Below are 25,606 nucleotides of genomic sequence, written 5' to 3'. Positions count from 1 at the left end.
GTCAGGCCCGCAGCGCCTTCGTCAGGGTCTTCACGAGTCCGCTGATGCGGCCGTCGACCCGATAGCGGGTCAGCCCCTCGCTCACGGCCGCGCCCGTTCGCGAGGAGACGAACCACGGCGGCTTCGGCAGGATGGTGAGGCGTCCGCCTCCGTTCGCGATCGGGAGCGACCGCGGGAACGGACGGAAGGGGCCGCGCAGCACCGAGCGCTCCACGCCGTCGAGCAGGAGGGCGTTGTGCACCACACCGATGCCGCTGCCCACATCGTCGATCGTTCCGCCGGGGAACGCGCCCCAGGTGAGCGTGGGCGTGATGAATCCGAATGCCGTCCACCCGTTGATGGCGATGGAGCCGTAATGGAGGGCGGCGATGGCGCGTTCGAATCCCGTACCGAGCGACTTCTCCGTCGCGGGGTCGATCAGCAGGTTCGCGCCGAGGGTGCCCTGCAGCCGGTCGTTCGCGTGGGCCACGGCAGCGTCGAGGAACTCCTGTCCTGTGCCGGGGATGCTGACGACGCCCAGCACCGGAGCGAAGTACTCGGTGTTCTCCAGAGCCGTCGGGTCGTCGCCGGCATCGATCTCGACGAGCAGTCGGTCGCCGAGCACCAGAGCATCGGGGTAGGCATCGGTCGCGAGCTCCATCCGCGACGGCGACCCCGGGTACCAGATCGGACGCTCAGGGGCGTTGGCGTACGCACGTCGCAGGGCGGCACGGAAGGCGTCCGCCTGGTCCCAATCCGACGACATGATCACGACCTGGCCCGCGATGCAGTTGTGACCGCAGTTCTGCAGGCGCATGGTCACGATGTGCTCGGCCTGGTAGGTGAGGTCAGCGTCGGTCCACGCGCCGGGCACCACGATGATGGGGGAGACGCCGCCCAGCTCTGCCGTGATCGGCTTCTTCAGAAGCGGACGGTTCTCGCGCCGACGTCGCTTCGTCGCCGCGGCACCGTCGCCCTTCGAGGGTCCCCAGACGATCGTGTCGAACGTCGCCGCCGAGCCCGTGATGTGCACGTGCACGAGTCCTGGATGGCCGGTGAGGTAAGAGCCGGTGGCGGGTCCGCCGCGGACGATGCGCAGGAAGCCGGGTTCGATGAGCGGCGCGAGCGCACGCTTGTACACGGGCACCAGCGCATCCTGCGTGGGGTTCACCTTGAGCAGCGCCGTGCGGTTGTGGGCGAGCAGTTCATAGAGCACGTCGAGCACCGGGATCGAGGTCACGTTCCCCGCGCCGAGCACGAGACCGACGCCGCCTGATTCGGTGGGCGTGCGCTGCGCGAGACCTGCCGATGCACGAGCGGTGCGGGGGGTGATGCCCGGCTCCAGCCAGACCTCGCCCGTGAACCCGGACAGCAGGAACCTGTCGATGCCGGTGAGAGGGAAGGCGTGCACGCGGGTGCGTCCTCCCGGTGCACGATCGATCGAGAGCCCGTCGAGGGGGTTGGCGCCGTTCGCGAGACGGGAGAGCGTCTCGATGTAGGCGTCCAGCGCGCCCAGCACGCTGTACGGACCGCTCAGCCACTCCTCGCCGCGGAGAGGATGCCGCGCGTGGAGGCCCTTGGAGGCGGCAGCCGTGTTCGCCCAGTCCTCCGCGGTCGAGGCCACGCTCGTCCGGACCGCCCGCAGCAGCGTCACCCGCTGAGCGATGGTGAGAGCCGACCAGGTGCGCGCACCGACCTGGAGGGCGTCGACAGCGGTGTCGAGCCGCTCCCGTTCCCCTTCGCCCAGGTCCGGCGCTTCATTCTTCGGCGCTCCCTTCGACGAGGCGGCGGGGGCCGTGGCAGCGGTGTCGGTTGTGCTCGCAGAAGTCATCGACGTCTCCTTCGGACGGGATCCCAGCTTAGGCGTCGGAGGTCTCGAGGGCATCGATGTCCGCGCGGCGCAGTCGGTAGCGGCGGAGCGTCACCAGGCTGCCGGCCATCAGCACGGCGGGCAGGATGCTGAAGCTGAGGACGATACCCGTGACCGCAGCCGCCGGCTGCTCGACGGTGGCGCCGGCGACGGTCGAGACGTAGCCGGTCGCTGCGAGAGTCAGGGACACCGCCGTCGCGCCGAGGGCGAAACCGACCGTCTCCCCGGCAGTCCAGATGCCGGTGAACGTGCCGGCCTGGCCTGGGCCGCTCGTGCGCTCGTCATGCGAGATCACATCGGGGAGCATCGCCATCGGCAGCGACTGGAGTCCCGCATACGCGATTCCGGTGACGGCGACGGAGGCGTAGATCCATGCGCCGGGCGACCACACCGCGCCGACGAGCGATGCGGCAGCGGCCGTGAACAGCGCGCTCGCCATCGCGAAGGCCCGCTCCTTGCCCACGCGTCGGGCGATGACGGTCCACCCCGGGGTCGCGAGCAGAGCCGGACCCACGAGCGCGACGAACACGAATGTCACCGCGTCTTCCGAGCGCAGTACCCACGTGGCGACGTACTGCGCTCCGGCGAGCATGGTCCCGGTCGCGAGAGCCTGCAGGACGAACGTGCTCAGCAGTGCCCGGAAAGGCTGGCTGCGTCCGAGTGCCCGGAAGCCCGACATGTACTGATCGCGCCAGGTGGATGCGGCGACGGCCGCGCCGGGCGCGACCGTGCTGCGTTCGGCGGCGACCGCCGCGGTGCGGGAGGCGATGAGCATCCCGATGCCGATCACGAGCCCGGAGGCGATGCCCATCAGGAGGTAGCCCGTCACGGGGTCATCACCCGCGTTGCGCAGCGCGGGTCCGCCGGCGCCGAACAGCAGGATCGCCGCCGTGAGCACGACCACGCGCCATCCGAGCAGACGGGTGCGCTCGTCGTAGTCCCCGGTGAGCTCAGCCGGGAGGGCGACGTACGGCACCTGGAACAGGCTGAAGGCCGTCGCGGTCGCGAGGAAGGCCAGCAGCACGCTGATCGCTCCGGCGACAGGCCCCCAGGCGGGAGGCACGGCGAACGTGATCGCGAAGAAGAGGGGGAGCGCGAGCGCGCCGGTCACCATGAACCCGCGACGGGATCCTGTGCGCGCGAGCTGACGATCGGATGCCGCACCGATCAGGGGATCGATCAGCACGTCCCAGATCTTCGCGGCGGTCACGATCATCCCCGCAGCGAGGGCGGCGACGCCGAGGTTGTCCGTGAGGAAGTAGGTCAGCACCAGTCCGGGCAGCGTGGCGTAGCCGCCCGTGCCGAGCGAGCCGATCGCATACAGCACGATCGTGCGCGGAGACAGGCGGACGGATGCTCGTTCGGGCCGAGCCTCGGTGCTCATCGCGCCAGTGTAGCGGCGCGATGCCACCGGATCAGATCAGCGAGAGCTCGCGCAGCTTCGACTCGACGTCGGCGTTCGACGGCTCCACATGGTGCGAGGCGTCGGGGTACACGACGACGGGGATGTTGGTGCGGCCCGAGATCTCCTTCGCCACGTCTGCGGCAGCGGGCTCGGCGACGAGATCGACGTACGTGTACTCCACCCCGAGCGCGTCGAGCTGCTTCTTGGTGCGGATGCAGTCGCGGCACCAGTCGGCGCCGAACATCGTGATGGTGTCGGAGGCAGCAGAAGTCATGCATCCAGCCTACGGCCGACCGGAGGGCATGGCGCTGAGTGGCGGCTGGGCGTTCATCGACCGGTGTCCGCTTCGTCGGGCAGCTTCTCGACCGGCACCACCACGACGTCCTGCATCTTCCAGTCGATGTCCGTGATGCCTTCGGCGGCCGCGGTCAGATCGTGCAGGGCGACCTTGCGTCGGTGTGGCACGACGAAGGCCTCGATGTGGAAGACCTGTCCCTGATCGCGCATCCTCACCCCTGCCTCGGCGACCCACGGGCGGCTGCGCAGGTACGACACGATGTCCGCGGCGAGCGGATGCGGGCGCTTGCTGTCGTAGGTGCGTGCGCGCTGATCCATGAGGTCCACCACGGCTGTCCTGGTGTTGCGGAAGCCGTCCCAGATGATCCCGAGCGAGATGAAGAGCGCCGCCACGCCGTCCAGCCACCACAGGCCGACGCCCACGCCGAGCACGCCGACGATCGACGCCACCGTCGTCTGCCAGTCGGCTTTCGCCATGTCGGCGTCGGCGAAAAGCAGTTTGTTGTGCAGCACGGGAGCGAGCTTCGACTTGGCGGGTCCGTACATGAAGACCGGGCCGACGATCACGACGATCATCACGGCGACCATGAGCCAGCCCAGCCAGATGGTCTGCCCGAACAGCTGCACCGTGCCGATGGTCGGGTGCTCGGCGGCGATCAGTCCAGTGACGGCCTCGACGGCCAGGTTGAGTCCGACCGCCAGGAGTGCGACACCCGCGACGAGGTGGCCGACGCCCATGGCCCGATGCAGACCGTATGGATGCTTTCTGGTCGGTCGCCGCCGCACGAGGAGCAGAGCCGTGAGGAAGGCGATCTGCGGGATGAGCGACAACATGTCCTCGATCCAGGCCGTCCGCATCGCCTGCGATTCGCCGACGACGAGCGCGATGACGGCGATCGTGATCGAGGTGTAGACGATCGTGAAGATCTCCCACTTCACGGCACTGCGGATCGCGCGCTGCTGCTCCGGCGGGAGGGTGGTGCGCCCGAACTGCCCGGTCTCGGTCATCCGCCGACCTCCTCGTCGAGGAAGGTCTCGAGCTTCGCCAGGAAGGCGTTCTCGCCGAGCGGGACCAGCATGACGATCTCGCGGCCGTCCGCCCCCTCGATGTCCGTGAAGCCGCGGCTGACGCCGGCCTTGTCCACCCAGGGCGTGTCCGAGGTGATGCCCCCGGCGATGAGGTCGAGCTCGCCGTTCTCGAGCATCGACACCAGGGTCTCCTCGGAGGCGACCGTCCAATCGGTCTCGGCGTCGATGCTCGAGGCGAACCCGTCCACGAGGTCGACGATGCTCCCGGTCGGCTTCCCGCCGTCGACGCGGACCAGGTCGCCGTCGGGTGCTGTTCCGACGCGCAGCTCGCCGCCGGACACGGTGCTCAGGGTTCCATCCGGGTCGGCGGGGACGGCGACTCCGCACGCGCTCAGCGAGATCGCGAGAAGCAGGGCGCCGAGGGTCGCGGCCACTCGCTGGTGGAGGCGATCGCGGCGTGACGATGGTCTGATCACAGCGGCAGGATGCTCCCCGCGCAGGCGTGCGGCACAGGTGGTTGACGAGGTGAGGGAGGGCGCGCTAGCGCCCTGAGGCGGCGCCGTCACCGGATCTTCTCTTGTAAGTAAGGGTGCCCTTACTTACACTGGGGGCATGAGTGCATGCGAGCATCTGGAAGATCCCGACTGGGACGACATCGAGGGTGCCGTGCTCATCGCCGGCGACGCGGCCGATGCCGGGTTCATCGCGAACATCGCTGCGCGGCTGCCGTGGGACGCGCAAGGAGTCGTCATCCTCGAAGCCGCAGCGCGCATCCAGTTCCGACACATCGACGTCCCCGACGGGGTGTCGGTGCGCTGGCTCGTGCGCGGGGACGGAACAAGAGCGCATACGCGCGGCGAGCGGCTCGCGAACGCGGTGCATGCCTGGTGCGTCGAATGGGCTTGCAGCGAGCCGGCGTCGCAGTGGACCGTCTGGCTCGGGCCGCACACCCCACCGCACGTGGCGCGGATGGCGCGGAGCCTTCTCGGCGTGACCAACTGAGCTGCGCGAAGGCCGACTGAGCTGCGCGCGGTCGGACCGGGCTGCTCAGACGTTCAGCGCACCGAGGCGACCACGGGAGCGTTGGCCCCGGCGGTGATCGCGTCGAGGGCGCGGCGCAGCGACGAACTCGACGTGTGTGCCGTGTACGGGAAGTACACGACCTCGACTCCGACCTCGGCGAACTCGCGCTCCAAGCGCAGGCCCTTCTCGGTGCCTCGCCAGTCATCGCCCTTGAAGAAGTGCGTGAACTGCACGTCGCGCCACGAGTCCATCTTCGAAGGCGTCGTCTCGACGTACACGTCGTCGACGAAGGAGATGTGCTTCACGATCTCCGCACGCTCCGCGGTCGGGATGACGGGCTCGATGCCCTTCACCTGGCGCAGCATCTCGTCGCTGACGACGCCGGCGATCAGAATGTCGCAGTGCTGCTTGGCGTGACGAAGTAGATTCAGATGCCCGACGTGAAACAGGTCGAAAGCACCAACGGCGTAGCCGATACGCGTCCCCATGATCTCCCCAGATCAATCATTCCCCAGTAAGCGGATCCCCATCCGCTCCGCGACTCCCACAGCCGCGGTTCGAGAGTCTAGCAGGTTCGGGTTACCCTCCGCATAGGAACCCGTGGAACGATGGAGGCCGCACGCGATGCGCGTGGGGGACAAGGGGGGCGCACGTGGGGACACCGGTCACGGTCATCGTGCCGACGTTCAACGAGCGCGACAACGTCGCCGAGCTCGTGGCGCGAGCGGCCGCAGCGCTCGACGGGTGGGATGCGGAGATCCTGTTCGTCGACGACAGCACGGACGATACCGCGATCGAGATCGCGAGGGTCGCGGCCGACGCGCCGATCCCGGTGCGCGTCATCCACCGCTCCGAGAACACCGGGGGACTGGGCGGCGCGGTCGTCGTCGGGATCGAGGCCGCGGCGGCCGACGTCTGCATCGTGATGGACGGCGACCTGCAGCATCCGCCCGAGCTCCTTCCCGCGCTGCTCGCCCGGTATACGCGGGGGGACGCCGATGTCGTCGCCGCGTCGCGCTACATCGGCGGAGGGGACACGAGCGGTCTTGGCACGGCGGTGCGCTTCGGCGTCTCCCGCGTGGCGACCTGGCTCACCAGGGCCATGTTCCCGATCCGCCTCGCCCACAGCACCGACCCGATGACCGGTTTCTTCCTCGTCGACCGCGCGCGCCTCGACCTCTCCACGCTCCAGCCTCGCGGTTTCAAGATCCTCCTGGAGATCCTGGCCCGCAACGACATGCGCATCGCCGAGGTGCCGATGGAGTTCGCCGAGCGCCGCCACGGCACGTCGAAGGCGAGCATGCGCCAGGGGGCCATGTTCCTCGAGCACCTCGCCCGGCTGCGCTTCGGCAAGATGTCGCTGTTCGCTCTGATCGGCGTGATCGGCGCGGCAGCGAACCTCGGCATCATGTGGGCGCTCACCGCCGCTGGCGTGCCGTACATCTGGGCGGCGATCATCGGGGCCGAGGTCACGATCATCGGCAACTTCGTGCTCCAGGAGCGCTTCGTCTTCGCCGACATGCGCACGGATGCCCGCGGCCTCGGCATCCGCTTCGTCAGCTCCTTCGCCTTCAACAACGTCGAGGCGGCTCTGCGGATCCCGGTGATGGCGTTGATGGTCGAGTCGTGGCACATCTCGAGCGTCGTCGCGACGGGGCTCTCGCTCGTCGTCGCGTTCTTCGCCCGATTCCTGTTCCACTCGCTCGTCGTGTACGCGCCGAAGCGTCGGAGCAAGGATCAGGTGGTCGGCACCGAGCCGCCCACCGACACCGCGGCGCAACGCGTGATCCGGGCCATCGACGTCGAGGTGATGAAGCCCGGCGAGCTCTAGTCCCGGAGCCTCGGCGCCCACGCCCGAGACTGCATCGACGCGAGCTCGGGAAGTTGTCCCTTGCCAGGATCCGCGCCGAGGTCCATAGTTGGCTCGTGGATTCCGAGGGCGGTCCCTCCCTGACTCTCACCTGGGCACATCGAGCCGAACAGTCGGCGCGCGCCTGGGAGCAGAGCCACGCCAGGGGAGAGGTGCCCAGCGTCTGGCCGTACGGCTTCGATGCGCTGCGAGAGCATGCGGCCGTCGAGGTGGTCGATCTCGCCCCGCCTAGCCGCCTCGCGCGCGCTCGTTCACGACTCGCCCTGGGACCTCGCCCGGTCGACGGTCTGGCTCTCACGTGGGACGAGAACACGGCCTATCGGATGCAGACCACCCACCCGCGGGCACGCTTCGCCACCGGCGTGATCTGGCTCACCGACATGGCCGAGGCCGGCGAAGCGCCGGAGCGGATGCTGGCGATGCTGCGCGGCGCGGAGGCCGCGTGGGTGCTCAGCGAGGCGCAGGTCGAGCCGCTGCGCACGATGTTGGCGGGGGCCGAGACGCGCGTGTTCGCGGTGCCGTTCGGCATCGACAGCTCCTTCTTCATCGCGAGGCCCTACCCGCCGCGTCCCCGCATCGTCAGCGTGGGCAATGACAGGGACCGCGACCCGGTGACGCTCTTCGCGGCGCTCGCGCGTGTGCTCGCCATCCGTCCGGAGACGGAAGTGGTCGTGCAGACACGCTCCGACCTCGACCCGCCGCAGGGAGTGCGCGTCGTCCGGCACCTGCCGCACGCCGAGCTGCGCGACCTCTACGCCACGGCGAGCGTCGTGGTCGTTCCGACCAGGGCGAACCTCCACGCATCCGGAATGACGGTCGCGCTCGAAGCCCTCGCGACGGCACGTCCGGTCGTGGTCTCCGACACCCCGGGGATGCGTCAGTATGTCAGCGAGGGTCACACGGGGCATATCGTTCCCCCCGAGGATCCCGCCGAGCTCGCCCTCGCGCTGCTCCGTCTGCTCGACGACCCGGCGCACGCTGCCGAGCTCGGGCGGAACGGGCGCATCGAGGTGGAGCGGCAGTTCACGACACAGGTGATGGTCGCCGCTCTGGTGCGGGGGCTGCGTGCCCCGGTGTGAACGCCTCGGGACGCTGCCGTGCGCTAGTGCTTCGCGCCCCGTCGCTTCACTCGCACGGCCGCACGGAACGCATCGGCATGTGCGCGCCCCGCGTCGGCCCAGTCGCGTCGGGAGAGGTCGGGCGAACCGGTCAGTGTGGTCGCCGCCCGCCACGCCTCCACGACGGTCGGGGCGTCGAGGTCCCCGTCGTACATGAGCACCCACTCCTGTCCGACCTCCCGCCCGAGGGCCTCATTCGCCTCGTTGCGGGGGACGAGCACCGGTCGGTCCATCGACAGGGCGGCGAGCACGCTGCCCGAGTTGTGCATGAAGCGGTAGGCCAGCACGATGAGGTCGGAAGACGTCGCGAGCTGGACCAGCTCGGCGTCGCTCAGGAAATCGAGGTGCAGGTTCACGCCGGGGAGGTCCGCCGTGCGCGCACGAAGGTCGTCGCCGAGCTCGGGGGTGGACGGGCGTCCACCGATCCGCAGGCTCAGCTCCGGCTCCACCGCGACCGCTTCCCGGTAGGCGTCGATGAACCCCTCGAGTCCCTTGTATCGGCGGATCCCGCCGAAGGAGCCGAGCTGGCCGCGCACCTTCTCCGCCGCGGGGAACTTCGCGTACCAGCCGCGGTAGTCCCCGTGGAGGATCAGGCTGTGCGGAGTGCCGGGCGCGAGTGGCGTGGTCTCGTTGATGACGATCCGGTAGTCGGTGTGGCGGTCGATGAAGCGCAGCAGCCACAGGCGCGGCGCGTTGTCGTCCGGCAGCTCGATGTTGTGCACTGTACGCACGACGGCGATCCGACGCGACAGACGGTGACGGAAGACGAGCGCGGCGGTGAGGAGATACTTGCCCGTGGACTTCCACCAGGTGGATCCGTGCAGCTTGGCCTCCGGCCAGTGCCAGTGGAAGGCGTCGTAGCGTCCGAACAGTGCCGTGCCCCACGAGAACCGCAGACGCGTGAGGCCCTCGGTCGAGCCCAGCGCTTCATCGAGCATCTTGTTGTACGGATTCGTCGTCGGACGGGGAGCCCCCAGCGACTGCATCACGCGGATGGTGGATCCGGGATCGGTCATGGTCGTGTCATCCTCCGAAGGGCGTCGGTATTCGTCGTAGCGGCGTCCGAAGGAGGCGGCGATCGTGCCGCGCCCGCGGTGCATGAGGCGGGTTCCTCTGGCGTGATGGGTGATGTTCGAGGTGAGGGCGCCGAACGCGCGCCGCAGGGCGCCGACGACGATCCGGGCCACGCCGCCCACCAGTGCCCGCAGCCGCAGCACGCCCCGGCGGATCTTCCCCTCGGTGAGCTGGAGCTGGATGCGGGTTCCCGCGTTCGCCGAGCTGAACGCGCGTTGTGCCGCCCAGGCGCGGCTGAGGCGCGCGGCGACGACGAGGTCTTCCGTCTCGGACTCGTTGCACCAGACGATCAGCCCACCCCGACGGGCGAGCTGTCGGGAGAAGAGCGTGTCCTCGCCGCCACCCAGTCCGAGCGAGGGGTCGAAACGCAGCCCGAGCCGCCGGATGGAGCGGAGGTCGAGCAGCAGGTTGCCGGCGGCGGCCACCTGCAGCACGGTGCCGGTCTCCCTTGGCGGTCGTCGGAAGGTGCCGGATGCGAGCAGCCACGGGTCGACGTCCTCATCGAAGACGGAGATCACCCGACCCATCACGGCATCGGCACCGTGGTCGCGCCACACCTCGATGAGGGAGGAGAGCCATCCTTCTCGGGGCACCTCGTCGTCGTCGATGAAGGCGAGCAGGTCGCTCTCGGCGCACTCGTCGAGGAGGCGGTTGCGAGCGGCGACGATCCCCGGCTCGGACTCGACGACGTAGCGGACAGGGAGGCTCGCACCGACGGCGACCTCTCGAGCGGAGCCGGCAGGGTCGTTGTCGACCACCAGCACGTCGACCGTGACGCCGAGGTCGGAGCACTCGGCGATGCGCGTGGGCAGAGTGCGCAGCAGCGCGTGCAGCAGCTCCGGCCTCCGGTAGGTGGGTACGCCGATCGTCACCCTGATCATGTCGTCCGATTCCGGTCCCCTGGTCATACGCCCCATCCCCATGGCAGTATCGCGCCTCGACTCCGACGCCGGCTCATCGTATCGCGAACCCCTGATACCGCTCGTCGAGCGGGCTCTCGCGTATAGTCGTTCACCTGGGAGTCGACGTCGGTCGCGACTCTGGGGAATTCGACCGGCGACCCGAGGCGATCCGCGAGCCGGATCCGGGGGGAGGATCGCGTGTCAATCGAGCACGGACGGCTTGCCGTGGTCGTGGTCAACTACGCCTCGGCGCGGCTGCTCGAGCGCAACCTGGTGACGGTGGAGCGCGAAGCGCGCGCGGTCGACCCGCATGCGCTCGTGATCGTCGTCGACAACTGGTCGACCGCCGACGAGCGGCGCGCCGCCAGAGAGGTCGCCGACGCGCAGGGCTGGCTCCTGATCGAACCGGAGCACAACTCGGGCTTCGGCGGTGGTGTCAACACAGGCGTGGCGCGCGCGCTCGCCGAGGGGGCCACCGACGTGCTCGTGATCAATCCGGACGCCCACATCGATCGCGCCTCGCTGGAGCGACTTGCCGCGGTCACCCAGGCAGACCGCACGACCCTGGCCTCCCCGATCATCACAGACTCGGACGGCAAGACCTGGTTCGCCGGAATCGATCTCCTGCTCGCCGACGGCACGATGCGCGCGCGCCGCAAGCGCGACGCCCAGGACACCCAGCCGTTCGAGCCGTGGTTGAGCGGGGCCTGCCTGTGGATCACGCGCGAGGTCTGGGAGCTCGCCGCCGGTTTCGACGACGACTACTTCCTCTACTGGGAGGACGTCGACTTCTCGCGTCGTGTCGTGTCCGCCGGCGGCTCGCTGGCCCTCGTCGAGGACGCCAGGGCCGTGCACGACGAGGGAGGCACGCAGCGCGCGGAGCCCGAGGCCTCACGCGCCAAGTCCGAGGGCTACTACTACTACAACATCCGCAACCGGATGCTCTACGCCGTGCGCCATCTCGACGACGAGGCGGTGCAGCGCTGGCGCAGATCCATCCCGCGCACGGCCAGGGAGGTCATCCTCCGCGGTGGCCGTCGACAGCTGATCCAGTCGGCCGCTCCGATCCGGGCCTATCTTCGCGGTGTGCGCGATGCCCGGCGGATCGCGCGGACGCACACCTCGGTCCAGAAGGGCAGGAAATGGTCGTAGACGCCTATCACCGTCTCGCGCGTGCACAGAAGGGGCATGCCCGTGGGGCGCCCGCCTACTCGGTGTACGTCAATCGGCGCATCGGTCGTGTCCTCGCCGCTGTCGCGTATCGGATCGGTCTCACACCGAACCAGGTGTCGATCATCAGCGCGGTGCACTCCTTCATCGCGATCGGCCTCATCGCGTTCGGGCCGGTGAACGTGCCCATGGGCCTCCTGATCGCTCTGCTGCTGGTGCTCGGCTACGCCTGGGACTCCGCCGATGGTCAGGTGGCACGCCTGCGCGGAGGAGGAAGCCCCCAGGGCGAGTGGCTCGACCACTTCATCGACACGCTCAAGATCGCCTCGCTGCACCTCGCGGTGCTGATCGGTCTCTACCGGGTGCTGCCGGAGACGCCGCTTCTCCTGCTGATCCCGATCGTGTTCAGCATCGTCGCCACGACGACCTTCTCGGGGATGCTTCTGAACGATCTGCTCAAGGGCAAGCACGCGGTGGCGTCGACCCACGAGCGGGGCGGCGGCACGCTGCTGCGTTCGCTCATCCTGCTCCCGACGGACTTCGGGCTGGTGTGCCTCGTGTTCGTGCTGTGGGGGTGGACGCCGGCATTCCTCGTCGGCTACGGCGCTCTGTGCGTCGCCGCCGTCCTGTTCCTCGCGCTCGCCGCGGTGAAGTGGTTCCGTGAGATCGGAAGGCTCGGTGCTTCCGCATGACGGACGAGAAGATCCTGGTGGTGTGCGCGGCGAACGTGTGCCGTTCACCGTTGGCCGAGCTGGCTCTGCGTCGCGGGCTCGGCGCGGATTCCCCCATCACTGTCAGCAGTGCCGGTGTGCGGGCGAACGCCGGCGACCCGATCTGCTCGGCGGTGGCCTCAGTCCATGAGGACGAGGAATGGCAGACCTGGGCGCAGGAGCATCGAGCGCAGCCGGTGACGATCGAGCAGATCGAGCAGGCGAGCATCGTGCTGACGGCATCGCGCGACATCCGCGGCGAACTGGTGCGGATGGCACCGCGCTCGCGTGACTGGATGTTCACGATCAAGGAAGCCGCCCATCTCGGCGAAGGCTTCTCCTCCTCTGCCGCCGATCGGGTGGTGGAGTACGTCGCGCATCTCGATCGTGGACGTTCTCGTGCCGTCCCGCTGACACCGCCAGGGGGCGTCGGGGCACGCCTGCGTCAGCGGCTCCGAGGGCGCACTGCGGTCGATCCGACGAGCATCGCCGATCGCCACGGCAGTCGCGGTCATCTGGAGACGATCAGCGAGGTCGAGGCCTCCGTCGCGACCATCCTCGCGCAGCTCGGGGGGCACCGCCGACACTCATCCTGACCGGACACTTGTGGTTTTCCAGACCTCGCACTAGGATTAGCCGACGCCGCGTTCCGCGCGGTTGAAGGGGACCTGAAGCCGAGGGGGCTTCGGGATTGGGGAATCTGGGTTCTGGGGAGCTGCAGTGTTCAAAGTTTCATCATGCCGTTCTGGGGACGGCACTTCGCGCTCACGACGCGCGATCTTCGTCGCGCCCTTGGTGGCGTTGGCTCTCGTGACGGCCGGTTGTACCGCCGCACCGAGCGCATCGGAGTCTCCGGCGCCGGAAGGCACCAGCACCACCGACTGGACGCCGCCGGCCGACACCGAGGCCCAGGGCCCGACAGAGGGCCCGGCGCTCACCGAGGAGAACGGGGCGCTCGACGCGCCGATCTCCCTCTCCACCGACATGGTCGTCAGCATCGACAAGATCTCGACCACGACGATCAAGCCCGAGACGCCCGGCGAGTACGCCGGTTCGGCGGTCGTCGTCACGCTGACCGTGGCCAACGACTCGAAGCGCGCCCAGAGCGTCGACTCCGCGGTCGTCAGCCTCGTCACCGACGACGGCGACATCGGGGTCTCCACCACCGCTGGTCCGAACGAGCCCCTGCAGGGTGAGGTCGCCGCGGGTGCGAAGACCACCGGGACCTACGTCTTCATGCTCGATCCGACGCAGGGACGCTCGGTGAAGATCAGTGTCAACTACGCCGCAGGAGAGCCGGTGGCGACCTTCGCCGGCCAGCTGTCCTGACGCGCACGAACGTACTCGCACACTTTCGTTTTTCATTGCACTAAACATTTTCGAAGAAGAAAACTGGCGGCTGGGGAGTCACTATGGGGAACACAACGACCACGAGGCGGGCGCTGAGCGCTCTCGCGTCTGTCGTGACGGCAGCATTGCTCGTCGCAGGCATGACGACATTGGGAGCGCAGGCGGCGTCGGCAGATGTCCCGTCGACTCCTCCGCCTCTGCTGCAGCGCGACGACAACGTCGTCACCTCCGACCCGATCCCGACGGTGCAGATCGACAACGGCTACGTCTGGGCCCAGACGATGATCGGGTCGACCGTGTACGCGGTGGGCAAGTTCGACAACGCCAGGGCTCCGCTCGCGACGCCGGGGACCAGCTTGACTGCGCGCTCCAACGTGCTCGCCTATGACATCAACACGGGCCAGCTGCTGTCGTTCGCGCCCCAGGTCAACGGCGTGATCAAGGCCGTCGCCGCGTCACCGGACGGCAGCCGCATCTACATCGGCGGTTCCTTCAACTCGGTCAATGGCCAGGCGCGCTGGAACTTCGCGGCCCTCGACGCCGTGACCGGTCAGCTGGTCGCCGGCTTCAATCCGTCGATCGGTGGCAGCGGCGTCTACGCCCTGGCGACATCCGGGACCAGCGTCTACGTGGGCGGACTGTTCACGCAGGGCAACGGCACCGCCCGCAAGAACCTCGCCGGCTTCAACGCCGCCAACGGAGCCCTGCTGAGCTGGGCGCCGCAGACCGACCTCCAGGTCGACGCGATGGTCATGGACCCCGCGGGGCAGAACGTCATCGCCGCAGGGCGCTTCTCGCAGGTCAACGGCGACCTGACGATGCGCGGAACCGTGGCGCTGGATAAGACGACGGGCGCGGTCGACACGTCCTGGGCGCTCCCGCAGACGGTCAAGAACGGCTCGAACACGGGCTCGAACTCCGGCAAGGCAGGCATCTTCGGCCTCGCCGCCGACGACAAGGCCGTGTACGGCACGGGCTGGGTCTACGCCGACGCCGCCACGGGAAACCTGGAGGGGACCTTCGCGGCAGAAGCCGGGACGGGCCAGGTCCGCTGGATCGCCGACTGCCTCGGCGACCACTACGGCGTGTACTCCACGGGCAAGGTCGTCTACACGACCAGCCACACCCACGCGTGCGGCACGATGAGTCTGCACCCGGAGCAGAACCCGCGCACCCACCGCTACTCGGAGGCGTACACGGCCGATGCTCGCGGATCGCTGGGCAACCAGCCCGCAGCCGGAGGCACATACAAGAACTGGGCGGGCACTCCTGCACCGTCACCCTACGCCTGGACGCCCGACTGGGCCGTCGGCGTGACGACGGGACTGGGCCAGGCCGGCCTCTCGATCACCGGCGCAGGGAACATGATCTCGATCGGCGGTGAGTTCCGGTCGGTGAACAACGGCCGCTTCGAGGGACTCGTGCGCTTCTCGACGAACCCTCCTGGCGGGGCCAAGGACGGTCCCCGTCTGGCGGGAGCGAACTGGACGGGCACGGCGCAGTCGTTCATCCCCGGTCGCGTCCGGGTCTCGATCGCAGCCAACTGGGACCGCGATGACCTGACGCTCACGTACGAGCTCCGTCGTACCGGCACGGCCACCCCCGTCGCCACCACCACGGCCAACGGCACCTGGTGGAACCGACCCGCCGTCACCCTCGAGGACAAGACGGCGGCACCGGGATCGCAGCAGGAGTACACGGTCGTCGCCAAGGACAGCGCGGGCAACACCGTCAGCAGCCAGGCCATGAGCGTCACGGTCGCATCGGGAACGGTCTCGAGCTACACCAACGCCGTCTCTGCCGACAACCCGCAGCTCTACTACCCGTTGGGCACCGCGCCGCAGGACTGGGCGGGCGCGAACCCTCCCGTGTTCGGCTCGGGCGTGACCTCCTCGGCTTCGGGCGTGGAGAACACCGCGACCGGTGCGTCGACCTTCAACGGAACCTCCACCGGCCGAGTGTCGTCGACCGACAAGATCGCCGCAGCGGCGGAGTTCTCCACCGAGGTGTGGTTCAAGACCAACACGACCACCGGCGGCAAGCTGCTCGGCTACGGCTCCGCGGCCTCGGGTGACTCCACCAGCTACGACCGTCATCTCTACATGACGAACAACGGGCGTCTGGTGTTCGGTACCTACAACGGCAGCACGCAGACGATCCAGAACACCACTGCGCTGAACAACAACGCCTGGCACCACGCGGTGGCCACGCAGAGCGCTGACGGCATGAAGCTGTACATCGACGGCGTGCTCGTCTCGTCCGCGGCCGGCGCGACCACCGCCGAGAACTACGTCGGGTACTGGCGAGTCGGCGGAGACAACCTCAACAGCTGGCCCTCCGCACCGAGCTCGAGCAACTTCAAGGGAGCGCTCGACGAGGTCGCGGTGTACCCCTACGCGCTGACCGCCGCACAGGTGCAGACCCACTACGGCATCGGCAAGGGCTTCCAGCCGCCGACCGCAGCCTTCACCTCGACGCCGACGGACCTCGCGGTGGCGTTCGACGCCGGTACGTCCGCGCCGACCGGCTCGGCAACGATCACGGGCTACCGCTGGGACTTCGGTGATGACTCCGCGTCCGCCACGGGCAAGACGGTGTCGCACACCTACACGGCGGCGGGCACCTACACCGTCAAGCTCACGGTGACCGACAGCAACGGCCTGGCCACCACGACGGAGAACCCCGTCACGGTGCAGGCGGCCAACGTCCTTCCGACCGCGTCCTTCGTGCTCACCGGCGCAGGTCTCTCGGTCTCGGCCGATGCTTCGGCATCGACCGACTCGGACGGCACGATCGCCTCCTACGACTGGAACTGGGGCGACGGCTCGACGTCCTCCGGCCAGGTCGCCAGCCACGTGTACGCCTCTGCGGGCACGCGCACGGTCACGCTGACGGTCACCGACAACCGCGGTGGCACGGCGACGACCACGCGCGAGTCGATCACGACCCACGCGAACCCGGTCGCGACCTTCACCTCGACGGCGTCGGGGATGAACGTCGACGTCTCGGCCGCCGGCTCGAGTGCTTCCGACGGCGCGACGCTGTCGTACTCCTGGAACTGGGGTGACGGCACGGCCGCGGGCAGCGGTGCGACCGCAGGTCACACCTACGCCCAGCCGGGTGCGCACGACATCACTCTCACGGTGACCGACAGCCTCGGTGGAACGGCCAGCGTCACCAAGTCGGTGACCGTCCAGGCGCAGGTGTTCGCCGCGTCCGACTCCTTCGGTCGTGTCGTGTCGAGCGGGTGGGGTGCAGCCGATGTCGGGGGCACCTGGGCGCCGATGAGCGGTTCGGCCGCCGTCACCTCCGTCGGAGACGGCGTCGGCAAGGTGAACCTCACACCGGGTGAGACGCGCGAGATGCTGCTGCAGGGAACGTCTCTGCTCGACACCTCCGCACGGATCACCTACTCGCTGGCCTCCGGCCCGTCGACGGGTGTGGCGTACGAAGGACTCGGTGCACGTCGCTCCGGTTCCAACGGGTACCGCGCACTCGCCTGGCACCGGGCGGACGGGACCACGTGGCTCGTGATCCACCGCAACGGAACAGCGATCGCCAGCACCGCAGTCGCCGGTCTCACGTGGACCGCGGGAAGCACGTTCAACCTCGCCATGGAGACGACGGGTTCCGGGACGACGACCATCCGCGCGAAGCTGTGGGCGGCCGGAGCTGCGGAACCCGCCAACTGGCAGCTCTCCACGACCGACGCCACGCCGGCGCTGCAGGTCGCCGGAGCGCCGACGGTCTTCTCCTATCGGGCAGGCAGTGCGACCGGCACCAACCTGGCGAGCTTCGACGACTTCACGCTGAAGAACCTCGGCGCGCCGGCACCGCAGCCACAGCCGGAGCCCCAGCCGGAACCGCAGCCGCAGCCGAACGTCCCGCCGACCGCGGCCTTCACGGCCACGACGACAGGGCTGACGGTGAACGTCAACGGCGGGGCGTCGACCGACTCGGACGGGACGATCGCGTCCTATGCCTGGAACTTCGGCGACGGATCGACGGGGACGGGAGCCACCGCCTCGCGGGCCTACACCGCGGCGGGAACCTACACGGTGACCCTCACGGTGACGGACGACAAGGGGGCCACCCACACCGCGACGCAGCAGGTCACGGTCACGGCGCCGCCGGTCGACCCGCAGCCGCAGCCGAACCCGGCCGCGCTGGCGAGCGACGAGTTCGACCGGACGGCCGGCCCCGGCTGGGGCACCGCCGTCACGGGCGGTGCGTGGACGATCGCAGGTGGTTCGCAGGCATCGGCGACCGTCGCCGATGGCCAGGGCAAGCTGAATCTGATCGCCGGCGACACCCGCCACGCCACCCTCAACTCCACGTCCATCGGCGACGCGATCCTGGAGACCCAGTTCCGTGTCGACCAGGCCCCTGCCGCCGGCGGCGCCTACGTCGGCGTGGTCGCGAGGCAGACGGCCGCGGGGAAGTACTTCGCCCGTGCGTGGCTCCGTCCTGACGGAACCGTGTGGCTCGTGGTCCACCGCGAGGGCACGGTGCTGTTGACGCAGGCCGTACCCGGTCTCGTGTGGGCGGCGAACACGTCGTACAGCCTCAAGGTCTCCGTGACCGGGTCGGCATCCACCGCCATCTCGGCGAAGCTCTGGGCGACCGGAACGACCGAGCCTGCGAACTGGCAGATCAACGCGACGGACGCGAGTCCGTTGGCCGCGGGTTCCGTCGGTCTCAGCGGCAACCGGTCGGGCAGCTCGACGGCGCCGCTGAACGTCTCGTTCGATTCGTTCCGCGTCACCGCGCCCCAGTAAGATCCTGACGCATGGCCACTGCTGTTCCGATCGCGCTCCTCGCCGTCGGAGGAATCGCAGCAGTGGCCATCGTCGTGTTCGTGCTCCGGCTGCTGCCACGCACGGCTTTCGTGGTCTGGGCCTGCGCCCTCTTCTTCGTCCCGCTGTGGGTCGGCGTCAACGTGGGTTTCTATTGGGCCGCGATCACTCTGCTGACCGCCCTGATGATCATCGTCAACTGGTCGGTCGTCCCTCTTCGCGCCGCAGATGCGTGGGTCGTGGCTTTCATCATCGTGATCATCGGGCTGTACGGCTTCGGCACGGTGGATCTCCCGTCGCTCGTCGCCGCCCTGCTCGAGTGGGTCATCCCCTATCTCTGGGGCCGCGTCGTGCTCGCCAGGGTCGCGCCGGAATGGGTCACATCGACGATCGCGGTCGTCGCGGTCGTCGCGGCCGTCCTCGGCATCATCGAGTTCGTCACCTCGTTCAATCCCTTCGTCCTGATCCCCGGGTCAGGCGTCGTCTACGACACCTGGAGCCCTCTCCAGGAACGTGGCGGGGTACTGAGGGTCGAGGGCGCGTTCGGTCACTCGATCGCCCTGGGCGCGGCGCTGGCGATGTCATCGGCGTTCATCGTGGCGACCAAGTGGCGACTGCTCCCGAAGATCGGCGGCGTGGTGATCGTCGCGGTGGCGACGGTGCTCACGTTCAGCCGTGCCGGACAGCTCACCCTCGTGCTCACGCTGGTGCTGTCCACCTTCCTCATCGTCGGGGTGTCCACGCGGTTCCGGGTCGCCGTCGTCACGGCCGGAGTCATCGGCACCGCGATCGCCATCCCGATCATCGACTCCGTCTTCGGGGCTGCGGGTGACGAGGCGGGCGGCAGCGCGGACTATCGAACCGATCTCCTGGTGCTCCTCCAGCAGGTGCAGCTCTTCGGCAACCCGGGCGACTGGCACACGCTTGTCTCGGGGGACTACTACCTGGGCTATTTCGCGCGCTCCGTCGACAACGCCCTCGTCCTCACCCTGCTCCGGTACGGATACGTCCCCACGCTGCTGATCATGGCCGCCCTGGTCTGCGCCGCGATCATGACCGTGCGACGTTCGACCAGGAGCCCTGCGTCGATCGCCGTCGTCGGGCAGCTGCCGAGTCTCGTGGTGGTCGCATTGATCACGCAATACAGCATGTTCCTCTGGTTCTGCGTGGGCCTCGCTATCACGTGGGCGCGCGACGCGGACGTGATCGGTCGGGGGCGGCAGATGCGCGGAGAAGCGCGGCACGACGCGCTCGAACCCGTTCGGCAGAACCGGGTCGTCGGGAAGCCCCCTGCGCAATCATGAGGTCAGAGGATCGAACACCTCTAGAATCGAAGTCTCAGGGGGAATGGGGAGTCATGGGCGAGAGCCGGGTCAGTCTGCGCGTGATCGCCAGCTCGTTGCGCAAGTTCTGGTGGATGATCGTGCTCTGCGGCGTCATCGGGGCTGCCGGATCCTTCGGGTATGCGTCGCTGCAGACCCCGCTGTTCCAGGCGACGACCTCACTGTACTTCGCCCTGAACCAGGGGACCAGCGCCTCTGACCTCAACCAGGGCTCGGTGTACACGCAGAGCCAGATGCTGTCGTTCGCGCAGCTTGCGACCAGCTCGCGGGTGCTCGACCCCGTCATCGAGGAGCTGGGGCTCGACACGACCCCGCGTGCGCTCGCCAGGGACATCGAGGTCACGATCCCCCAGAGCACGGTGACGCTGCGGATCACGGGGATCACAGACGACCCGAAGGCGGCGGCCGAGCTGGCTGATGCGGTGGCGGACCAGCTCATCATCGTGGTCAAGGATGTGGCCCCCAAGGACCCGCAGGGTGAATCGACGATCACGGCGCAGGTCATCGATGACGCGGTCGTGCCGGAGTTCCAGTTCACGCCGAGCAAGCCGCGTGATGCCCTTCTCGGAGGCTTCCTCGGGGGCGTCCTCGGCCTCGCCATCGCTGTGCTCGTCGGGGTGCTCGACACTCGCATGCGCAACGAGGAGACGCTGGCAGAGGCGGGGGGCGACCCGGTTCTCGGCGTCGTCTCGAAGTCCCCTCTGCTGGCCATGCGCGGCATCGCCGTCGCGCAGGAGCCGCTCGGACACACGTCGGAGGAGTTCCGTCGTATCCGTTCCGCTCTCGCCTACGCCAACGTCTCGTCGCGGGTGAAGGTGCTGCTGGTGACGTCGGGCATGCCGGCGGAGGGCAAGTCGACGATCTCGGTCAACCTGGCCATGACGCTCGCTGGTCTCCGGAACTCGGTGCTGCTGATCGATGCGGACATGCGGCGCCCGCGGGCTCACGAGCACGCGGGAATCGACGGCTCGATCGGTCTGACCAGCGTGCTGCTGGACGAGGTCGAGTTCGAGGTCGCCAAGCACAGCGTCGCCGACAGCACGCTCGACATCCTTCCCGCAGGCACCATCCCGCCGAACCCCGCGGAGCTGCTGACGTCGGCGCGCATGGCGCAGCTGCTCGACTTCGCCGCGGCGGAGTACGACTACGTGGTGATCGATTCCCCGCCGATCCTCAGCGTGGCAGACGCCAACCTCTTCGCCACCCAGACCGACGGCGTGATCCTCGTGGTCGATGCGACGAAGACCCGACGAGCAGCGCTCGCCAAGAGCATCAAGTCTCTGGAGTCGGGCGGCGCGCGCATCCTCGGCACCGTTCTGAACCGTGCGCGGCCGGATCACCACCGCAGCGAGTACTACAGCGACTGACGCGTCACCGTCGGCTCCTCGCTTCGCGGATGCAGCGGAGTATATCGGTGAACCGCGGTTTCCGTTTGTCTTCGCCGGGATGGCCGGGGTATTCTTCATGGGTTGCGAGGGGGACTCGCACTTTGCTGCCCGGGGTTGAAACTGCGGCGGAGCTGCGGGGTGATCATGAATCTGCCCCAGAAGACGGTGACATCGTGTCCACTCCGTTCCTCGACCTCGCCTCACGAGAATCTTCGAGTCCGCCTCGGCGACGCAGCCGCAGGGTCGTCGCCGGCGCGTTGACCGCTGCCCTCGCGCTCACCGCCGCGCTGACGGCCGTCCCATCGTCGGCTCTTGCGGAAGACACGCCGCTCCTCGCGCAGGCGTCAGCGCAGACGGACGCCCCCCTCATCGCCGACGACATGGATCGCACGGTCGATTCGGGCTGGGGTTCCTCGCCCGCAGGAGCATGGCGCGTGGTGGAAGCGACGGCCAGCGTGACCGGCGAGCAGGCGCTGCTCGCGAGCCGCAAGCCCGGTATCACCGCCAGGGCCACCGTCGACGGCGTCGTCGCCGGGGATGTGGACAGCCGCTTCTCACTGACAGTCCCCGAACTGCCCGTCGGCGGGCCGCTCTATCTCTCCCAGGCGGTCCGCGTGTCCGGTGCCGATTCCTACGGAGTGCGCGTGCGCGTGCACCCCGACGGCTCGGCCTTTGTGTCGATCGTGCGACTCACCGACCTCATGCGTGTGCAGCACCTGGCCGAGCGTCGGCTTCCCCTCACCGTGACCAGCGGCGCCACGCTGACGGTGGCGTTCAGCGTCACAGGCACGAGTCCGGTGGCGTTGGCGGCCAAGGCATGGGAGTCGAGTGCCGCGGAACCGGGAGACTGGCAGGTGACCTACTCCGACGACTCGAATGCCCGGATCCAGTCCGCGGGCGGATACGGTTTCGCGCTGTACACCTCTTCGGGGGCGAAGACCGCTGTTCCGGTCGGAATCGACGACATCTCCGTCACCTCACCTGCTCCGGAGCCGACGCCTGCCCCCGAGCCGACTCCTGCTCCTGAGCCGACTCCTGCTCCTGAGCCGACTCCTGCTCCGGAGCCGACTCCTGCTCCTGAGCCGACTCCTGCTCCTGAGCCGACTCCTGCTCCGGAGCCGACTCCTGCTCCTGAGCCCACTCCTGCTCCTGAGCCCACTCCTGCTCCTGAGCCCACGCCGGCTCCCGAGCCGACTCCTGCTCCTGAACCCACGCCTGCTCCCGAGCCCGAGCCGGTGCCTCCGGTGACCCCGGAGGGCGTGCGCGGTGAACCCGGCGCCAAGGCCCCGGGAACGCTCGTGTACGAAGCGCCGGCGACAGCCGTGTACGTCTCGCCCGCGGGGTTCGACGGAGCCTCCGGAACCAGGAACGCGCCCGTCAAGACGGTCGCCGCCGCGTTGCGGGTCGTCCCGAACGGAGGGACCATCGTCCTCCGCGGAGGCTCGTACCACGAGGAGGTCGTGGTGCCGGCGCAGAAGCGGGTCACCATCCAGCCGGCACCGAACGAGTCCGTGTGGTTCGACGGTGCGGAGCAGGTCACGGGCTGGAAGCCCTCGGGAAGCACCTGGTTCGTCAATGGCTGGAACACGGCCCTCGATGCGAGTCCGACCTACACGAAGGGTGCGCCCGACAACACCGCGGCGGAGTGGCGATTCGTCGACCCCGCTCATCCGATGGCCGCACACCCGGATCAGGTCTGGGTCGCAGGGGTGCAGCTGCGCGAGGTGGCGTCCGCCTCCCAGGTCGGGGAGGGGACGTTCTTCGTCGATGATTCCGCCAAGCGCCTGGTGATCGGGACGAACCCGACGGGGAAGACGGTCGAGGCGAGCGTGCTCACACAGGCGCTGTCGATCCGCTCCGCAGGCACGGAGGTGCGTGGGATCGGAGTGCGTCGATACGCCACCAGCGTTCCGCAGATGGGCACGGTGATCGCCGCAGCGCCCCACGTGTCGCTCACCGATGTGACTATTCGAGACAACTCGACGACCGGCTTCTACTCTTGGGCGTCCGCGACCACCTTGACGCGCGTCTCCTTGATCGGCAACGGCCTGCTGGGCGGCGGCGCATCGCAGGCGGACGGCCTGACCGTGACCCAGATGCTCTCCGTGGGAAACAACATGGAGCACTTCAACGACGCACCCGTGTCCGGCGCGTTCAAGGTCACCCGCACCCGGGGAGTGACGGTGAAGGACAGCGCGTTCATCGGGAACGACGGGCGTGGACCGTGGTTCGACGAATCGGTCCTCGATATCGCGTTCACCGGGAACGATGTGATCGGCAACAGCGGACACGGTGTCATGGTCGAGTTGTCCGACCGCGCGGTGATCGCCGACAACGTCATCGCCCGCAACGGCGAGTTCGGTCTGTGGGTGCTCAACTCCGGCAACGTCAAGATCTGGAACAACACGCTGGTCGGCAACGGGAACCGGAACATCAGCATCGCGATGGACGCCCGCCGTGCCTCCGACCCGAACACGCCGGGGCATGATCCGCGCACGCGGTTCGCGCCGGAAGCGTCCTGGATCACACGGAACATCACGATGTCCAACAACATCGTGGCCGAGAGCGCCGGCAACTGCCTGGTCTGCGTGCAGGACTTCTCCTTGCAGTACACCGGGTCGCAGATGATGTCGAGCGTCAACGGGAACCTCTACCATCGCACATCGCCCGGCACACCCCGCTGGTTCTCCGCATGGTCGAAGGGCTCCGTCTCGAAGGACCCCGCGGTGACGGACACCCTGGCCGCCTTCACCGCTGCGACCGGACAGGATCGGCGATCGCAGTTCGTCGAGGGGGCTCCGGTGGTCGACGCAGGCTTCGCTCTGCTGTCGCCCTACACCGCGATCCAGGGCTCTGTAGCGGTGCCCGTGCCGTCCGACGTCGCCTCAGTATCACGACTCCCCGGGAGCAGCACGACGCTGGGAGCCCTGCCCCGGTGACGATGTAAGCATGGGTTCTCTTCTCGCTGTCGGCGCGCGTGCGCTGACGATGGTCATCGCGCTGGTCTGTGGCGTTCTCACGACCCGGATGATCATCGGCGGCGCCGGCGTCGACAGTTTCGCCCTCTACACGCTGCTGACGACCATCCCCTCCTTGCTGACGTTCACCGACCTGGGCAGCGGGGCGGTCCTGGTCAACGCCGTCGCGACCAGCGAGAACGTGCGCACGGATGAGAAGCTGCGGTATCAGCTCACCTCGGTCGGGCGAGTGCTGCTGATGTTCGCGGCGACGGCGATGGCGATCAACACGATCCTCGTGCTCACGGGGGCCTGGGAACTGGTGTTCGGTGAGGCGGGAGGGAGACCTGGCGCCTCGCTCGCCGCTTTCTACTGCGTGACGATCTTCTGTCTCGGCATCCCGCTCGGGGTGTGGGCGCGGATCATGCTGGGGCAGCGCCGCAACCACATCGTGATCCTCCTCCAGGGGCTGATCTCGCCGTTGACGATGACCGGCGTCTGGCTGATGCTTACGTTCGGCGGTGAGAACCTCCACTCTTTCGTGGCGATCGCCTCCTTCGCCGCCTCCTTCCTCGTGTCGGTGCTCGGCATCCTGATCACGGCACGCACCACATCACCGCTGATCCCCACTGCGGCGCGGATGGTCCTGCATCCCCGCCGCTTCCCGGGGGTGCGGGTCATGGACGTCGGGTGGCCGATGCTCGCGCAGATGGTCACCTATCCGATCGCCGTGGGTTCTCAGCGCTACGTGATCGCGCAGCTCGGCGGCCCCACCGACGTGGCCGAGTACGGAGTGGCTGGTCAGGTGTTCTTCGCCCTCAACGGACTCGTGATGGCCGGCGGGCTCGCGCTCTGGCCCCACTTCGCGAAGAGCCGCCACGACGGTGACCTCCGGCGAGGGCCCTTCCTGCTGTCGGCGCTGTTCGCCGGGTCCATCGCCGTCGCGACCGTGATGGTCTGGCTCGTCGGTCCGTGGCTGTTCGGGTTCATCACCCAGGGCGAGTTGACGGTGCGGCCGAGCACGATCTTCGCATTCGGTCTGATGATCATGATGACTGCAGCCGTGTACCCCCTGGGCATGTTCATCATGGACAAGCCGGGGATCCGCTTCCAGGTGATCCCCACACTCAGCATGGCTGCCGTGGGCATCACTCTCTCGTTCGTGCTCACTCCTGTGCTGGGCATCGCCGGACCGCTGATCGGTGTCGCCTTCGCCCTCCTCGCGTGCCAGCTGATCCCGTTCTCGGTATACATCGTCCGGAACAAGAAGCGGCTCACCGTGGGCGAGCTGGAACAGGTGTAGCGGGGCGGCCATCTCTGAGCTG

At 68.5% G+C, this 25,606-nt stretch carries 19 protein-coding genes; 12 read left to right on the top strand and 7 right to left on the bottom strand.

Going from position 1 to position 25,606, the window contains the following annotated elements; all coding sequences use genetic code 11:
- Position 1: 1 nt before the first annotated feature.
- Genes RN51_RS12145 through RN51_RS12125 form a run of 5 tightly spaced genes read right to left on the bottom strand, consistent with a single transcriptional unit; the run spans position 2 to position 5,056 of the window.
- Entirely contained in the window at positions 2 to 1,810 is a 1,809-nt protein-coding gene (locus RN51_RS12145; protein WP_197073249.1) for an aldehyde dehydrogenase family protein, read from the bottom strand.
- A 28-nt stretch (positions 1,811 to 1,838) separates the two neighbouring features.
- On the bottom strand, positions 1,839 to 3,233 hold the full coding sequence (locus RN51_RS12140) for an MFS transporter (protein WP_045264382.1): 1,395 nt from the start codon (positions 3,231 to 3,233) through the stop codon (positions 1,839 to 1,841).
- A 31-nt stretch (positions 3,234 to 3,264) separates the two neighbouring features.
- Complete coding sequence (locus RN51_RS12135) at positions 3,265 to 3,528, bottom strand: glutaredoxin family protein (RefSeq protein WP_045264281.1); 264 nt, start codon at positions 3,526 to 3,528, stop codon at positions 3,265 to 3,267.
- 53 nt (positions 3,529 to 3,581) lie between these two features.
- Complete coding sequence (locus RN51_RS12130) at positions 3,582 to 4,559, bottom strand: cation transporter (RefSeq protein ID WP_045264280.1); 978 nt, start codon at positions 4,557 to 4,559, stop codon at positions 3,582 to 3,584.
- The gene (locus tag RN51_RS12125) at positions 4,556 to 5,056 is read right to left on the bottom strand and encodes a hypothetical protein (protein WP_231579291.1); all 501 of its coding nucleotides are present in this window, start codon (positions 5,054 to 5,056) and stop codon (positions 4,556 to 4,558) included. Before RN51_RS12125 ends, RN51_RS12130 begins: the two co-directional genes overlap by 4 nt.
- Positions 5,057 to 5,192: 136 nt before the next feature.
- Between RN51_RS12125 and RN51_RS12120 the strand changes: the two genes are divergently transcribed.
- Positions 5,193 to 5,582 (top strand): SIP domain-containing protein, encoded by a 390-nt coding sequence (locus RN51_RS12120; RefSeq protein ID WP_045264279.1) that lies wholly within the window; start codon positions 5,193 to 5,195, stop codon positions 5,580 to 5,582.
- 53 nt (positions 5,583 to 5,635) lie between these two features.
- Here the strand turns inward: RN51_RS12120 and RN51_RS12115 are convergent, their stop codons facing one another.
- Positions 5,636 to 6,091 (bottom strand): adenylyltransferase/cytidyltransferase family protein, encoded by a 456-nt coding sequence (locus tag RN51_RS12115; RefSeq protein ID WP_045264278.1) that lies wholly within the window; start codon positions 6,089 to 6,091, stop codon positions 5,636 to 5,638.
- Positions 6,092 to 6,255: 164 nt separating this feature from the next.
- Here RN51_RS12115 and RN51_RS12110 point away from each other — a divergent pair, with 164 nt between their 5' ends.
- Both RN51_RS12110 and RN51_RS12105 read left to right on the top strand, forming a co-directional pair.
- Complete coding sequence (locus RN51_RS12110; protein ID WP_045264277.1) at positions 6,256 to 7,434, top strand: glycosyltransferase; 1,179 nt, start codon at positions 6,256 to 6,258, stop codon at positions 7,432 to 7,434.
- Between the two features lie 95 nt (positions 7,435 to 7,529).
- Positions 7,530 to 8,552, top strand: coding sequence for a glycosyltransferase family 4 protein (locus tag RN51_RS12105; RefSeq protein ID WP_052674702.1), 1,023 nt, complete (start codon positions 7,530 to 7,532; stop codon positions 8,550 to 8,552).
- 23 nt (positions 8,553 to 8,575) lie between these two features.
- Here RN51_RS12105 and RN51_RS18730 read toward each other — a convergent pair whose 3' ends face one another.
- Complete coding sequence (locus RN51_RS18730; protein ID WP_231579290.1) at positions 8,576 to 10,573, bottom strand: glycosyltransferase; 1,998 nt, start codon at positions 10,571 to 10,573, stop codon at positions 8,576 to 8,578.
- Between the two features lie 192 nt (positions 10,574 to 10,765).
- Here RN51_RS18730 and RN51_RS12090 point away from each other — a divergent pair, with 192 nt between their 5' ends.
- The 9 genes from RN51_RS12090 to RN51_RS12050 all read left to right on the top strand — a co-directional run bounded on the left by RN51_RS12090 (position 10,766) and on the right by RN51_RS12050 (position 25,584).
- Positions 10,766 to 11,719 carry a glycosyltransferase family 2 protein gene (locus RN51_RS12090; protein WP_231579289.1) on the top strand — a complete coding sequence of 318 codons (954 nt, stop codon included), beginning with the start codon at positions 10,766 to 10,768 and terminating at the stop codon, positions 11,717 to 11,719.
- Positions 11,710 to 12,429, top strand: a complete 720-nt coding sequence (locus RN51_RS12085; protein WP_045264276.1) for a CDP-alcohol phosphatidyltransferase family protein — start codon at positions 11,710 to 11,712, stop codon at positions 12,427 to 12,429. The genes RN51_RS12090 and RN51_RS12085 overlap by 10 nt, the downstream gene beginning before the upstream one ends.
- Positions 12,426 to 13,043, top strand: a complete 618-nt coding sequence (locus RN51_RS12080) for a hypothetical protein (protein ID WP_052674701.1) — start codon at positions 12,426 to 12,428, stop codon at positions 13,041 to 13,043. Before RN51_RS12085 ends, RN51_RS12080 begins: the two co-directional genes overlap by 4 nt.
- Positions 13,044 to 13,242: 199 nt before the next feature.
- Positions 13,243 to 13,776: a DUF4352 domain-containing protein gene (locus RN51_RS12075; protein ID WP_045264275.1), complete on the top strand. Its 534-nt coding sequence runs from the start codon at positions 13,243 to 13,245 to the stop codon at positions 13,774 to 13,776.
- Between the two features lie 83 nt (positions 13,777 to 13,859).
- Positions 13,860 to 18,575 carry a PKD domain-containing protein gene (locus RN51_RS12070; RefSeq protein ID WP_045264274.1) on the top strand — a complete coding sequence of 1,572 codons (4,716 nt, stop codon included), beginning with the start codon at positions 13,860 to 13,862 and terminating at the stop codon, positions 18,573 to 18,575.
- Between the two features lie 11 nt (positions 18,576 to 18,586).
- Positions 18,587 to 19,897, top strand: coding sequence for a hypothetical protein (locus RN51_RS12065; RefSeq protein ID WP_052674700.1), 1,311 nt, complete (start codon positions 18,587 to 18,589; stop codon positions 19,895 to 19,897).
- A gap of 53 nt (positions 19,898 to 19,950) precedes the next feature.
- Positions 19,951 to 21,303 carry a polysaccharide biosynthesis tyrosine autokinase gene (locus RN51_RS12060; protein ID WP_045264273.1) on the top strand — a complete coding sequence of 451 codons (1,353 nt, stop codon included), beginning with the start codon at positions 19,951 to 19,953 and terminating at the stop codon, positions 21,301 to 21,303.
- A 194-nt stretch (positions 21,304 to 21,497) separates the two neighbouring features.
- On the top strand, positions 21,498 to 24,263 hold the full coding sequence (locus RN51_RS18430; RefSeq protein ID WP_052674699.1) for a right-handed parallel beta-helix repeat-containing protein: 2,766 nt from the start codon (positions 21,498 to 21,500) through the stop codon (positions 24,261 to 24,263).
- A 10-nt stretch (positions 24,264 to 24,273) separates the two neighbouring features.
- On the top strand, positions 24,274 to 25,584 hold the full coding sequence (locus tag RN51_RS12050) for a lipopolysaccharide biosynthesis protein (protein WP_045264272.1): 1,311 nt from the start codon (positions 24,274 to 24,276) through the stop codon (positions 25,582 to 25,584).
- The last annotated feature ends 22 nt before the right edge of the window (positions 25,585 to 25,606 follow it).

It is taken from the genome of Microbacterium oxydans, assembly GCF_000956405.1.
Classification (GTDB): Bacteria; Actinomycetota; Actinomycetes; order Actinomycetales; family Microbacteriaceae; genus Microbacterium; species Microbacterium oxydans_C.
The sequence above is the reverse complement of the archived record's forward strand: the minus strand, read 5'-3'. Positions and strand labels throughout refer to the sequence as shown.

Excerpts from the sequence above, each read along its gene's own strand:
- RN51_RS18730 (WP_231579290.1), bottom strand. The coding sequence starts at position 10,573 with ATGACCAGGGGACCGGAATCGGACGACATGATCAGGGTGACGATCGGC.
- RN51_RS12050 (WP_045264272.1), top strand. The coding sequence starts at position 24,274 with ATGGGTTCTCTTCTCGCTGTCGGCGCGCGTGCGCTGACGATGGTCATC.
- RN51_RS12130 (WP_045264280.1), bottom strand. The coding sequence starts at position 4,559 with ATGACCGAGACCGGGCAGTTCGGGCGCACCACCCTCCCGCCGGAGCAG.
- RN51_RS12135 (WP_045264281.1), bottom strand. The coding sequence starts at position 3,528 with ATGACTTCTGCTGCCTCCGACACCATCACGATGTTCGGCGCCGACTGG.
- RN51_RS12085 (WP_045264276.1), top strand. The coding sequence starts at position 11,710 with ATGGTCGTAGACGCCTATCACCGTCTCGCGCGTGCACAGAAGGGGCAT.
- RN51_RS12120 (WP_045264279.1), top strand. The coding sequence starts at position 5,193 with ATGAGTGCATGCGAGCATCTGGAAGATCCCGACTGGGACGACATCGAG.
- RN51_RS12065 (WP_052674700.1), top strand. The coding sequence starts at position 18,587 with ATGGCCACTGCTGTTCCGATCGCGCTCCTCGCCGTCGGAGGAATCGCA.
- RN51_RS12080 (WP_052674701.1), top strand. The coding sequence starts at position 12,426 with ATGACGGACGAGAAGATCCTGGTGGTGTGCGCGGCGAACGTGTGCCGT.
- RN51_RS12070 (WP_045264274.1), top strand. The coding sequence starts at position 13,860 with ATGGGGAACACAACGACCACGAGGCGGGCGCTGAGCGCTCTCGCGTCT.
- RN51_RS12115 (WP_045264278.1), bottom strand. The coding sequence starts at position 6,091 with ATGGGGACGCGTATCGGCTACGCCGTTGGTGCTTTCGACCTGTTTCAC.
- RN51_RS12140 (WP_045264382.1), bottom strand. The coding sequence starts at position 3,233 with ATGAGCACCGAGGCTCGGCCCGAACGAGCATCCGTCCGCCTGTCTCCG.
- RN51_RS12145 (WP_197073249.1), bottom strand. The coding sequence starts at position 1,810 with ATGACTTCTGCGAGCACAACCGACACCGCTGCCACGGCCCCCGCCGCC.
- RN51_RS12060 (WP_045264273.1), top strand. The coding sequence starts at position 19,951 with ATGGGCGAGAGCCGGGTCAGTCTGCGCGTGATCGCCAGCTCGTTGCGC.